This window comes from Photorhabdus namnaonensis (assembly GCF_001684335.1).
Lineage (GTDB): Bacteria > Pseudomonadota > Gammaproteobacteria > Enterobacterales > Enterobacteriaceae > Photorhabdus > Photorhabdus namnaonensis.
In genome coordinates, this window is sequence record NZ_LOIC01000073.1 from 45,325 (window position 1) to 59,215 (window position 13,891).

The 13,891-nt window shown below is 36.2% G+C and carries 7 protein-coding genes and 1 pseudogene; 1 reads left to right on the forward strand and 7 read right to left on the reverse strand.

Annotated features, from left to right (window positions below; genetic code table 11):
• Positions 1-391 precede the first annotated feature (391 nt).
• The 7 genes from Phpb_RS14550 to Phpb_RS14580 all read right to left on the reverse strand — a co-directional run bounded on the left by Phpb_RS14550 (position 392) and on the right by Phpb_RS14580 (position 13,306).
• Positions 392-1,981: a serine hydrolase domain-containing protein gene (locus tag Phpb_RS14550; RefSeq protein ID WP_065390965.1), complete on the reverse strand. Its 1,590-nt coding sequence runs from the start codon at positions 1,979-1,981 to the stop codon at positions 392-394.
• A gap of 144 nt (positions 1,982-2,125) precedes the next feature.
• On the reverse strand, positions 2,126-3,721 hold the full coding sequence (locus Phpb_RS14555; protein WP_065390966.1) for a serine hydrolase domain-containing protein: 1,596 nt from the start codon (positions 3,719-3,721) through the stop codon (positions 2,126-2,128).
• 311 nt (positions 3,722-4,032) lie between these two features.
• Positions 4,033-5,628 carry a serine hydrolase domain-containing protein gene (locus Phpb_RS14560; RefSeq protein ID WP_065390967.1) on the reverse strand — a complete coding sequence of 532 codons (1,596 nt, stop codon included), beginning with the start codon at positions 5,626-5,628 and terminating at the stop codon, positions 4,033-4,035.
• A gap of 306 nt (positions 5,629-5,934) precedes the next feature.
• Complete coding sequence (locus Phpb_RS14565; RefSeq protein ID WP_065390968.1) at positions 5,935-7,527, reverse strand: serine hydrolase domain-containing protein; 1,593 nt, start codon at positions 7,525-7,527, stop codon at positions 5,935-5,937.
• A gap of 311 nt (positions 7,528-7,838) precedes the next feature.
• On the reverse strand, positions 7,839-9,428 hold the full coding sequence (locus tag Phpb_RS14570) for a serine hydrolase domain-containing protein (protein WP_065390969.1): 1,590 nt from the start codon (positions 9,426-9,428) through the stop codon (positions 7,839-7,841).
• 288 nt (positions 9,429-9,716) lie between these two features.
• Positions 9,717-11,306: a serine hydrolase domain-containing protein gene (locus tag Phpb_RS14575; RefSeq protein ID WP_065390970.1), complete on the reverse strand. Its 1,590-nt coding sequence runs from the start codon at positions 11,304-11,306 to the stop codon at positions 9,717-9,719.
• Positions 11,307-11,713: 407 nt separating this feature from the next.
• Positions 11,714-13,306 carry a serine hydrolase domain-containing protein gene (locus tag Phpb_RS14580; RefSeq protein WP_065390971.1) on the reverse strand — a complete coding sequence of 531 codons (1,593 nt, stop codon included), beginning with the start codon at positions 13,304-13,306 and terminating at the stop codon, positions 11,714-11,716.
• 155 nt (positions 13,307-13,461) lie between these two features.
• Here Phpb_RS14580 and Phpb_RS24530 point away from each other — a divergent pair.
• Positions 13,462-13,891, forward strand: a pseudogene (locus Phpb_RS24530) (IS630 family transposase); the annotation flags it as partial.

Consider the following 13,891-nt stretch of genomic DNA (forward strand, 5'->3'; position numbering starts at 1 on the left):
TATTTCTCCGATGAATATAAATGTTTCATTTACTTTAACCTGTATATAGTGATTTAAGCTATTTTCCTAACACCAGATTAGAAAACATGAGCCAATATTACATAATGCACCTTTTATCATAAATTTATCCCACTCTATTATAATAAGAATTAAATTATATCTCTAACCAGAGGAAAAATGCATTCTCAATGGATTAGAATGCGATAGGAATATAAACCAAAAACAATCGATGAAGCAATTAAAATATCAAAATCATGACGAACAGGCAGAACATAATAGAAATAGTTCTGCCTGAAAATAAATAGGTTAGATAGAAAATCTCTTTATGTTCTCAATCGAATCTCTTCATCCTATAAAAAACATTATTATTTTATAGTTACAGTTTTATCAATTAAACCAGAACAAACTCTATCTTCCAACAACGTGAATCATTGACATAAAGACGAGGTTTATTCGTATCAGGATTCAATTCGAAATCAATAATAAGTTGAGTACTTGGGGAGAAATAACTATTCTCATAAACCCATCGTAAGACCTCTTTTTCTCCAGGCAAGACAATCGCATCAATACAAAGCGCATCACCAGACACGTCAATATTGATCATCGATTCTGTTTCGTCATTATAATAGCGACCGGATAATCGATGAATATCAATATCACTTTTATCAGTTATCTTTTTCAAATAATAAACATTATCATTTTCATCAATCTGTTCCAGTGCGATAACACTGTTATTTTCGATGATAGGTCTGAACCGGATGTCTCCCCCCTTCTCTTGGAATGTTCCATCGGCGTTAAAGATAATCGGATTACCTTTCTCGAATAAATTACCTAATAAATAGCAATCTTCCTTGGTAATAATATAGGGATAGGGATCAACCCCCTTGAACATACCTGTAATATCAATATCACTGGTCAGGCAATGCTCTGGTTCAGTCATATCAGTGTTAAATAATACATTAAGACATTGATTAGTAAACTCAACACTATTAATACCTGTTGCAGCCGTAATCACAATACCTAATTTAGCATCAGGTAAAACACAAACATCAGCTTTAAAACCACCATAGGCACCATCATGCCGTATTATCTTTTGTCCTTCACGTTGGCTGATCATCAAACCGTAAGCATAATTGTTACGATTGCCATTGGCCAAATTTGGCATACGAGATAAATGAGGCAACATATCCCGAACAATCGATGGTGAATAAAATGCTTTCATCCAGCGGCATAAATCACTCACTGTAGAACGCAGCCCCGCACTACCTATAGTTGAATCGTTGTGATCATATCTTATCCATTGATTTGAATCTTCGTTATAGACATAACCTATCGCCCGATCAGAGATAATCTCAGTAACATCATCATAGAAAGAGGTATTATTCATCTTTAATGGAATAAAGATATTCTCTTTCGCATATTCTCTTAACGATTTACCCGAAACCACTTTGATGATTTCCGCCAACAAATTATAGCCCGTATTGCTATAGCGAAAATATTCCCCCGGCGTGAAATTAAGCTTTTGTTGCCGTTGGATCAGTTTTCTCAATAAATCCATACTACGGTGGTCAAAATCTGAATTTTTACCGGCAAAGCCATAAGGGACATATTTATCCCGTAATCCACTGGTATGATGAATAAGATGCTCAATAGTAATATCAGAGAAATATGCCGGGAAATAATCCACATATTTCCCCACCTTATCCTTGACGTTGAGTTTTCCTGCTTTCTCCAACAAGGCAATACAAAAAGCGGTGAATTGCTTTGAAACACTCGCCATATAAAATTTCGTATTTTGGGTTACAGCAACAGAATGTTCAATGCTGGCTTGTCCAATATAGCGTTTATAAATGGTTTCATTTCCGTGGGTAACCGCAACTGCGAGGGCACCGCCATTTTTCTTATTTTCAATATTAACCAATTCGTCTATTTTCTTGAGAAGCAACTTAATTTTATCTTTAGATATAATAGATTCCATCATTAATTCCCTTATTTAAGGTTATATAAAAATAACATATATACAGTGTGATAAGGCAGAATAATAATATGGAAATTCTGCCTAATATAATTCAATCAATTCTACCAGAAAAACACTATTCTCAACTCGTGTTCACAACACTATCAATTAAACTGGGACGAATTCTATGTTCCAGCAACGATCATTACTGAGATAAAGATAAGGTTCATTAGTGTCAGAGTTTAATTCAAAATCAATAATAATCTCTGTGCTAGGAGAAAAATAACTGTTCCCATAAACCCGATGTAAGACCTCTTTTCTTTCAGGAGAAATAATGCCATCGATATAAAGCTCATCTTCAGAAGCTGCAACAGTGAGCACAGATTCTGTTTCGTGGTTATAATAATATCCTAATAGTAGCTGAATATTGGTACCACCATCATCAATCATCTTATCTAGATAAAAAACATTGCCATTTTCATTAATCTGCTCCAATGCAATAATACTGTCATTTTCAATGATAGGTCTGAACCGAATTTTCCCATCCACCTCTTGGAATGTTCCATCAGAATTAAAGATAATCGGGTTGCCTTTCTCGAATAAATTACCTAATAAATAGCAATCTTCTTTGGTAATAATATAAGGATAAGGCTGTATTCCTTTGAATATACCCGTAATATCAATATCATCAGTCCGACAAGGCTGTTTTTCTAGTTTAGTACCATTGGGATTAAACAATACGTCAAAACATTGTCGAACAAGCTTAGAGACATTAGTATTCATTGCAGAAGTAACAGCAATCCCTAATTCAGCATCAGGCAAAATACAAACTTCTGATCTGAAGCCACCATAACCACCATCATGTCGTATTATCTTTTGCCCTTCACGTTGGCTGATCGCAAAACCGTAAGCATAATTGTTACGATTGCCATTAGTTAAATCTGGCATACGAGATAATTGAGGCAATAGATCCTGAACAATCGATGGCGAATAAAACGCTCTCATCCAGCGACACAAATCATTCACTGTAGAATATAGCCCCGAACCTCCTACCGCCGCATCATTGAGATCTTCTCTTATCCATCGGTTCGAGTCCTCGTTATAGGAGTACCCCATTGCCCGGTCAAAAATAATCTCGGTAACATCATCATAGAAAAAGGTATCTTTCATCTTTAATGGGACGAAAACATTTTCTTCCGCATATTCTCTCAGCGACTGGCCTGAAACTACTCTGACTATTTCCGCCATTAAATTATAACCCGTGTTGCTATAGAGATAATATTCTCCAGGCGTAAAATTAAGCGCTTGTTGCCGTTGCGTCAGTTTTCTCACCAAATCAATATGACGGTGGTCAAAGGCTGAATTTTTACCTGCCAGGCTATAAAGTAAAAATTGATCACGTAATCCACTGGTATGGTGAATAAGATGCTCAATGGTAATATCAGAGAATTCTGCGGGGAAATAATCCAAATATTGTCCAACTTTATCCTTAACGCAAAGCTTTCCCTCTTTCTCCAACAAAGCAATGCAAAAAGCGGTGAATTGTTTTGAGACACTCGCCATATAGAATTTCGTATTTGGGGTTACAACAGCAGAATGTTCAATGCTGGCTTGCCCGATATAACGCTTATAAATGGTTTCATCTCCGTGGGTTACAGCAACGGCGAGGGCTCCACCCTTTTTTTTATTCTCAACATTAACTAATTCATCTATTTTCTTGAGAAACAACTTAATCTTATCTGTAGATATAGTAGATTCCATCATGAACTTCCTTATTGTATTTAAGATTACAAAACAGAACATATATATTCAATCTAATAGCAATACATATGTGGACAGTACTGTAAGATGTAAACAGGAAACATCCAAGTGATAACGATTATCATTTAATATATAGAGGGCAATATAAAGTGACTACCGGAGCTAATGTTTACAAAAAACAGACAGAATATAAATATAATAGTTCTGCCTGGAGTAAAATGCATCTAATGGAAAATATCTTTAGGCCCTCAACAGCATTAATTACATCCTGTTACAACAATACCATTCTTCATTCTGATTTATCACTTTAAAAATTAAACTGCAAAAAATTCCACCCTCCAGCAACCCCAGTCATTGATATAAAGGTGAGGCTTATTCATATCAGAGTCCAATTCAAAATCGATAACAAATTCAGTACTCGGGGAGAAATAACTATTACCGTAAACCCACCGTAAAACCTCTTTGTTCTCAGGATAAGTAACTCCATCAATATAAATTTCATCTCCAGAAGCAGAAATAGTCACCGTTGCTTCTATTTCATGACTATAATAACTTCCTAACAATCTCTGAATATCGATAATATCGTCATCAGTCATCTTGTTAAAATAAAAAACATTGCCACTTTCATCAATCTGTTCTAATGCGATAACACTATTATTTTCAATGATAGGTCTGAATCGGGTTTTACTTCCCTGCTGTTGGAATGAACCATCAGAGTTAAAAGTAATCGGTTCGCCTTTTCCGAATAAACTACCCAATAAATAGCAATTCTCCTTGGTGATAATATAAGGATAAGGCGTTGCCCCTCGGAAAATTCCTGTGATATCGATATCACAGGTTAGACAATGTGGTTTTTCCGGTTCAATTATATTCGTGTTAAACAACACATCAAGACACTGTTCAATCCATTGAATGACATTAATATTTGTTGCAGAGGTAATAGCGATACCTAATTTAGCGTCAGGCAAAATACAAACATCAGATTTGAAACCAGCATAGGAACCATCATGCTGAATTATTTTTTGCCCTTCTCGTTGGCTGATAATCAAACCGTAAGCATAATTATTGTGATTGCCATTGGTTAAATCTGGTGTACGAAATAATTGAGGCAACAGTTCCTGAACAATGGATGGTGAATAAAATGCTCTGATCCAACGACACAAGTCATTCACCGTAGAATAAGCCCCTGTGCCACCTACCACCGAACCATTGAGATCATATCTTGCCCACCGGTTCGGTTCCTTGTTATAAGTGTAACCCATCGCCCGATCAAAAATAATCTCTGTGACATCATCATAGAAAGAAGTATCTTTCATCTTTAACGGGGCGAAAATATTTTCTTCTGCATATTCTCTCAATGATTTACCTGAAACCACTCTGACTATTTCCGCCAGCAAATGATAGCCCGTGTTGCTATAAGTATAATATTCGCCAGGCGTAAAATTAAGCGCTCGTTGCCGCTGCGTCAGTTTTCTTATCAAATCAATATTATGGTAATCAAAACGCGAGTTTTTACCTGCCAAGCGATAAAGTAAAGATTCATCACGTAATCCACTGGTATGATGAATAAGATGTTCAATAGTAATATCAGAAAATTCTATCGGGAAATACTCCAAATATTGCCCAACTCTATCCTTAACACAAAGCTTTCCTGCTTTCTCCAACAAAGCAATGCAAAAAGCCGTGAATTGTTTTGAAACGCTTGCCAAATAGAATTTAGTATTAGGTTGTATAGCAACTGCGTGTTCAATGTTGGCCTTTCCGATATAGCGCTGATAAATAGTTTTATTACCGTAGGTAACAGCAACAGCGAGAGCGCCACCCTTTTTTTTATTTTCAATATTAACTAGCTCGTCTATTTTCTTGAGAAATAATTCAATTTTATCAGTAGATATCTTTAATTCCATCATGAGCTTCCTTATTTTAAGGTTATAAAACAGAACATATATATACGACCTGATAGTAATATATATACGGGCAATACTGTAAGATGTAAACAGGAAACATCCAAGTAATAACGATTATCATTTAATATATAGATGGCAATATAAAGTGACTACCGGGACTGATATTTTCAAAAAACAGACAGAACATAAATATAATAGTTCTGCCTGAAACACAGTTCATCTAAATAAAAATATCTTTAGACTCTCAATAGAATCAATCCCATCCTGACAGGCAGCACTGCCCTTTGATTCGTATTATCATCTTATCCGTTAAACTGCAACAAATTCTATCCTCCAACAACGTGGATTACTGGTATAGAGATGAGGTTTATTGGCATCAGTATCTAATTCAAAATCAATAATCAGTTCAGTACTGGGAGAGAAATAACTATTCCCATAAATCCGCCGTAAAACTTCCTTTTTACCAATATAAACAACCCCATCAATATAAATCCCATCGCCAGAAGCGGAAACAATCATCGTTGCTTCTGTTTCACGGTTATAATAACGCCCTGACAATCGCTGAATATCGACACCACCGTCATCAACCCTCTTTTTAAGATAAAAGACATTGCCATTTTCATCAATCTGTTCTAATGCAATAACACTATCATTTTCAATGATCGGCCTGAACCGAATTTTACCGCCTTTCTCTTGGAATGTGCCGTCAGAGTTAAAAATAATCGGATTACCTTTTTCAAATAAATTACCTAACAAATAGGTCTCTTCCTTAGTAATAATATAAGGATAAGGCTCCGCCCCTCGAAAAATACCGGTGATATCGATATCACTGGTTAGGCAATACGGTTCTTCTGGCTTAATATCGGTGTCAAACAAGATATCAATATTCTGCTCCACCCATGCAGAAACATCAACACCTGTTGCAGTGGTAATCGCGATACCTAATTTAGCATCTGGAAAAATACAAACATGAGATTTAAAGCCAGTATAGGAACCACCGTGTTGTATTATCTTTTGTCCTTCTCGTTGACTGATAATAAAACCGTAAGCATAATTATTACGATTGCCATTGGTTAAATCTGGTGTACGAGATAATTGAGGTAACAACTTTTGAACAATCGATGGTGAATAAAATGCTCTCATCCAACGACACAAATCATTTACCGTAGAATGAAGCCCTGAACCACCGACTACCACATCGTTGAGATCATCCCTTACCCACCGGTGCGACCCCTCCTTATAAGCGTAACCCATCGCTCGATCAGGAATAATCTCAGTTATGTCATCATAGAAAAAGGTCTCTTTCATCTTTAATGGGGCAAAAACATTTTCTTCCGCATATTCTCTTAACGATTTACCTGCAACCACTCTGACTATTTCCGCCAGCAAATTATAGCCCGTATTACAATAGAGATAGTATTCTCCAGGCGTATAATTAAGCGCTTGCTGCCGTTGAGTGAGTTTTCTCACCAAATCAATATGACGGTGGTCAAAGTCTGAATTTTTACCTGCCAACTCATAAAGCCCAAATTCATCCCGTAACCCACTGGTATGGTGAATAAGATGTTCAATGGTAATGTCAGAGAATTCAGCGGGGAAATAATCCAAATATTGGCCAACTTTATCTTTGACGCTGAGCTTACCAGCTTTTTCCAGCAAGACAATACAAAAAGCCACGAATTGTTTTGAAACACTCGCCAAATAGAATTTAGTATTAGGTTTTACAGCAACAGCATGTTCAATGCTAACTTGTCCGATATGACGCTGATAAATGGTTTTATTGCCGTGGATGACAGCAACAGCTATGGCTCCGCCTTTTTTTCTATTCTCAACATTAACTAATTCGTCTATTTTCTTGAGAAACAACTTAATCTTATCTGTAGATATAGTAGATTCCATCATGAGCTTCCTTATTTTATTTAAGATTATAAAACAGAACATATATATTCAGTCTAATAGCAATACATACGTGGGCAGTACTGTAAGATGTAAACAGGAAACATCCAAGTAATAACGATTATCATTTAATATATAGAGGACAATATAAAGTGACTACCGTAGATGATGTTTACAAAAAACAGACAGAACATAAATATGATAGTTCTGCCTGGAACAAAGTATATCTAATAGAAAATATCTTTAGTCACCAAATAGCATTAATTCCATCCTGTTATAACCATGCCATTCTTCATTCTAATTTATCACTTTATAAACTAAACTGCGACGAACTTTATCTTCCAACAACGTGAATTATTGATATAGAGATGAGGTTTATTCGTATCAGGATCTAATTCAAAATCAATAATCAGTTCACTACTGGAGGCAAAATAGCTATTCCCGTAAACCTGACGTAATATCTCTTTCTTCCCAGTATAAACGATACCATCAATATAAACCCTATCACTAGAGGCAGAAATAGTTATTGTTGCTTCTGTTTCATGATTGTAATAATTTCCAGACAACCTCTGAATATCGACACCACCTTCATCGATCATCTTTTTCAAATAAAAAACATTGCCATTTTCATCAATCTGTTTCAGTGCGATAACACTGTCATTTTCAATGATAGGTCTGAATCGGATTTTAGCTCCTTCCTCTTGGAATGTACCGTCAGAGTTAAAAGTAATCGGATTACCTTTTTCGAATACATTACCCAATAAATAGCAATCTTCCTTGGTAATAATATAAGGATAAGGCTCTATCCCTCGGAAAATACCGGTGATATCAATATCACTGGTTAAGCAATGCGGTTTTTCCAGTTCAATATGGGTATTAAACAATATATCAATATTCTGCTCCACCCATGCAGAAACATTAACGCCTGTTGCAGCGGTAATTGCGATACCTAATTTAGCATCCGGTAAAATATAAACGTGAGACCTGAAGCCAGCATAAGCACCACCATGTTGTATTATCTTTTGCCCTTCGCGTTGACTGATAATCAGACCGTAAGCATAATTATTGCGATTACCATTGGTTAAATCTGGTGTACGGGATAATTGAGGCAACAGATCCTGAACAATCGATGGTGAATAAAATGCTCTCATCCAACGACACAAATCATTCACGGTGGAGTGAACCCCACCACCACCCACGGCAGAATTGTTGATATCATCTCTTACCCACTGGTGTAGCTTCTCGTTATAAGCATAACCCATAGCCCGATCAGAAATAATTTCGGTTATGTCATCATAGAAAAAGGTATCTTTCATCTTTAATGGGACGAAAATATTTTCTTCCGCATATTTCCTCAACGATTTACCTGAAATTACTCTGACTATTTCCGCCAGTAAACTATAGCCCGTGTTGCTATAGAGATAATACTCCCCAGACGTGAAATTAAGTGTCTGTTGACGTTGGACCAGTTTTCTCACCAAATCAATATGACGGTGATCAAAATCTGAATTTTTACCTGCCAGGTGATAAAGTAAAAATTCATCCCGTAATCCACTAGTATGGTAAATAAGATGTTCAATAGTAATATCAAAAAATTCTGCGGGGAAATAATCCAAATATTGCCCGACTTTATCCTTGACGCTGAGCTTTCCTTCTTTCTCTAATAAGGCTATGCAAAAAGCCGTGAATTGTTTTGAAACACTCGCTAAATAGAATTTAGTTTTAGGTTTTACCGCTATAGCGTGTTCAATGCTAGCCTGCCCGATATGACGCTGATAAATGGTTTTATTGCCTTGGGTAACAGCAATGGCAAGAGCTCCACCCTTTTTTTTATTTTCAATATTAACCAGTTCGTCTATTTTCTTAAGAAACAAATTAATCTTATCTGTAGATATAGTAGATTCCATTATGAACTTCCTTATTTTATTTAAGATTATAAAACAAAACATATGTGGGCAGTACTGTAAGATGTAAACAGGAAACATCCAAGTGATAACGATCATCATTTAATATATGGTAGGCAATATAAAGTGACTACCGTAGATGATGTTTACAAAAAACAGACAGAACATAAATATGATCGTTCTGCCTGGAACAAAGTATATCTAATAGAAAATATCTTTAGTCACCAAATAGCATTAATTCCATACTGTTATAACCATGCCATTCTTCATTCTAATTTATCACTTTATAAATTAAACTGCGACGAACTTTATCTTCCAGCAACGTGAATCACTGATATAGAAATGAGGTTTGTCAGTATCAGGGTTCACTTCAAAATCAATAAACAGTCCATCATTGGGGGCGAAATAGCTATTCCCGTAAATTCGACGTAAGATCTCTTTCTTCCCAGTATAAACAATACCATCAATATAAACCTTGTCACTAGAAGCAGAAATAGTCATCGTTGCTTCTGTTTCATGGCTATAATAATTTCCTGACAATCTCTGAATATCGATACCACCTTCATCGATCATCTTTTTTAAATAAAAAACATTGCCATTTTCATCAGTTTGCTCCAGTGCGATAACACTGTCATTTTCAATGATGGGCCTGAATCGACTTTGACCTCCTTTCTCTTGGAATGTACCGTCAGAGTTAAAATTAATCGGGTTACTTCTTTTAAATAAATTACCTAAAAAATAAAAATCTTCTTTGGTAATAATATAAGGATAAGGTTCTATCCCTCGGAAAATACCGGTAATATCGACATCACTGGTTAGACAATGTGGTTCTTCTGGCTCAATATTGTTAAGCAAAATACCAATATGCTGATCCATCCATTCAATAGTATCAACACCTGTCGCAGCAGTAATCGCAATACCTAATTTAGCGTCCGGTAAAATGCAAACATTAGATTCAAAACCAGCATAGGAACCACCATGTTCTATTATCCTTTGCCCTCCCCGCTGGCTGATAATCAAACCGTAAGCGTAATTATTGCGATTGCCATTGATTAAATCTGGCGTACGGGATAATTGAGGCAACAGATCCTGAACAATCGATGGGGAATAAAATGCTCTCATCCAACGACACAAATCATTCACAGTGGAGTAAACCCCGCCGCCACCCACGACAGAATTGTTGATATCACCTCTTACCCACTGATGTGAATCCTGGTTATAAGTGTAACCCATCGCCCGGTCAAAGATAATTTCAGTTACATCATCATTGAAAAAGGTATCTTTCATCTTCAATGGGGCAAAAACATTTTCTTCCGCATATTCTCTTAACGATTTACCTGAAACCACGCTGACTATTTCTGCCAGCAAATTATAGCCCATATTGCTATAGAGATAATATTCTCCAGGCGTAAAGTTAAGCTCTTTTTGCCGTTGAACTAACTTTCTTACTGAATCAGCATCTCGGCAGTCAAAATCCGAGCTCTTACCAGCCAGACTATAAAGTAAAAATATATCCCGTAACCCACTGGTATGGTGAATAAGATGCTCAATAGTAATATTAGAGAAATGCGCGGGTAAATAATCCAGATACTGTCCAACTTTATCTTTGACATTGATCTTCCCTGTTTTCTCCAGCAAAGCGATACAAAAAGCCGTGAATTGTTTTGAAGTACTCGACAAATAGAATTTAGTCGTAGGTTTTATAGCAGCGGCATGTTCAATGCTAGCTTGTCCGAGATGACGCTGGTAAATGATTTTATTTCCGTGGGTAACAATAACGGCGAAAGCTCCACCATTTTTTTTATTCTCAACATTAACTAATTCGTCTATTTTCTTGAGAAATAACTTAATTTTATCTGTAGATATAGTAGATTCCATCATGAACTTCCTTATTTAAGGTTACAAAACAGAATATAAATAAGATTCCAAAATAGCGCCACATCTTATACTACCCATAATTCTATGTATAACAATAGGTTGGAGAAGGTCATGTGTAGCAGAATTATGAAACGTTATTTATACGACCTGATAACAATACATATGCGGGCAGTACTGTAAGACGTAAACAAGAAATATCCAAGTGATGATGATTGTCATTTAATGTGTGAGTGGCAATATAAAGTAATTATAGGTGCTGATGTTCACAAAAAACAGGCAGAACATAAATATAACCGTTCTGCCTAGAATGAAGTGTATCTAATAGAAAATATCTCCAGGTTCTCACAATAGCATCAATCCTATCTTGCTAGCTAAATACTGTTCTAAATCTGTATTTACTAACGTGTCCATTAAACTGCAATGAATTCCAAATTCAAGCAACGCGAATTACTAACATAGAGGCGACATTTATTTTCATCAGAAAAAAACTTAAAATCAATAATAAGATTAGTTCCTGTGGACAAATAGCTATTCCCATAAATATGCCGCAAAACCTCTTCTTTCATAGGATGGACAATCCCATCAATATAGATATCTTTACCAGACGATATAACATTAATTATCGCCTCTGTTTCGTAACTATAATAGCGCCCTGACAATAGCTTAATATCGATACTACCTTCATCGTTCATTTTTTTAAAATAAAAAATATTACCATTTTCATCAATCTGTTTCAGTGCGATAACATTGTCATTTTCAATGATAGGCATGAACCGTGTTTTACCTCCTTGCTCTTGGAATGTACCGTCAGAGTTAAAAGTAATCGGGCTACCTTTCTCAAATACATTACCTAAGAAATAAACATCTTCTTTGGTAATAATATAAGGATAAGACTCTATCCCTCGGAAAATACCGGTAATATCAATATCACTGGTTAGGTAATGCGGCTTTTCTGGCTCAACATCGGAGTTAAGCAATATATTAATATACCGATCCACCCATTTAGCAACATCAACACCTGTTGCAGTGGTAATCACGATACCTAATTTAGCATCCGGTAAAATACAAATACTCGCTCTGAAGCCAGCATAAGTACCACCGTGTTGTATTACCGTTTGCCCTGCACGTCGATTGATAATCAAACCATAAGCATAATTGTTACGATTACCATTGGTTAAATCTGGTGTACGGGATAATTGAGGCAACAGATCCTGAACAATCGATGGTGAATAAAATGCTCTCATCCAACGACACAAATCATTCACGGTGGAGTGAACCCCTGCACTACCCACCACGGAATTGTTGATATCGCTTCTTATCCACCGTTGTGAATCCTTATTATAAATGTAACCCATCGCCCTGTCAGAGATAATCTCGGTTACATCATCGCAGATAAAGGTATTTTTCATCTTTAATGGGGCGAAAACATTTTCTTCTACATATTTTTTCAATGACTGGCCTGAAACCACGCTGACGATTTCCCCCAGCAAATAATAGCCGGTGTTGCTATAAAGATAATATTCCCCAGACGGGACGTTAAGTACCTGTTGTCGTTGGATCAGCTTTCTCTCTAAGTCAGCATGGCAGTAGTCAAAATCTGAGTTTTTACCTGCCAGACCATAAAGTAAAAATATATCCCGTAACCCGCTGGTGTGGTGAATAAGATGTTCAATAGTAATATCAGAGAAATGCGCGGGTAAATAATCCAAATATTGTCTGACTTTATCCTTGACGTTAATCTTTCCTTCTTTCTCCAGCAAAGCTATACAAAAAGCCGTGAATTGTTTTGAAACACTCGCTAAATAAAATTTAGTTTTAGGTTTTACAACCACAGCATGTTCAATGCTAGCTTTTCCGATATGACGCTGATAAATGATTTTATTGCCGTGGATAACCGCAACGGCGAGAGCGCCCCCCTTTTTTTTATTCTCAATATTAACTAATTCGTCTATTTTCTTGATAAAGAGTTTAATATTATCTGCGGATATTGTCATTTTCATCATCAATCTCCTAATAAATAAACTTTCAAAATAGTAGATCGTTGGAAGGGAACTCAGTCTGATTTTTGCGATCTGATCAATTGCGAAAAATCCCAAACCCTAACACGGACTGAGTGATGTCTATCATAGTACCCATACCTTAAAATGAATGCCAGAAAATGAGAAAACTTATCCATAAAACCCGTGATAAAAATTATCCCCGTCGACTGACGGCGTTATTGATCCTCAATGAGGAATTTATAGTTACTTATATCGTAAAAATATTATATATAGCATTTTATTCCATAAATCGTTGGGTTGAGTGGTTTACATTATATGGATTCGAAGGACTCAACTTCTCTCTGACATAAAATATCCTCTATCGTTACTTTGTTCAGGTGGAGATTATCTGGTGCAAAGCGGTGCGGACGGGTGTTTCAAAGGATAACAAAAACGGGTTATCACCCCAAAACATTGCTTTACGGGTTGCCTCAATGCCCAGACAGAGCAAGTCACCAATATTAAAGGAATAAAAAAGAACTCTGATTTATTTATCAAAATGTTAGATGAACTGAATCATCAATATCCCCATGCGGAAACCCTCACATT

What these genes read in the sequence shown, in the direction of transcription:
- Phpb_RS14550 (WP_065390965.1), bottom strand. Translation starts at nt 1,981, where the DNA reads ATGATGGAATCTATTATATCTAAAGATAAAATTAAGTTGCTTCTCAAG.
- Phpb_RS14555 (WP_065390966.1), bottom strand. Translation starts at nt 3,721, where the DNA reads ATGATGGAATCTACTATATCTACAGATAAGATTAAGTTGTTTCTCAAG.
- Phpb_RS14560 (WP_065390967.1), bottom strand. Translation starts at nt 5,628, where the DNA reads ATGATGGAATTAAAGATATCTACTGATAAAATTGAATTATTTCTCAAG.
- Phpb_RS14565 (WP_065390968.1), bottom strand. Translation starts at nt 7,527, where the DNA reads ATGATGGAATCTACTATATCTACAGATAAGATTAAGTTGTTTCTCAAG.
- Phpb_RS14570 (WP_065390969.1), bottom strand. Translation starts at nt 9,428, where the DNA reads ATGGAATCTACTATATCTACAGATAAGATTAATTTGTTTCTTAAGAAA.
- Phpb_RS14575 (WP_065390970.1), bottom strand. Translation starts at nt 11,306, where the DNA reads ATGATGGAATCTACTATATCTACAGATAAAATTAAGTTATTTCTCAAG.
- Phpb_RS14580 (WP_065390971.1), bottom strand. Translation starts at nt 13,306, where the DNA reads ATGATGAAAATGACAATATCCGCAGATAATATTAAACTCTTTATCAAG.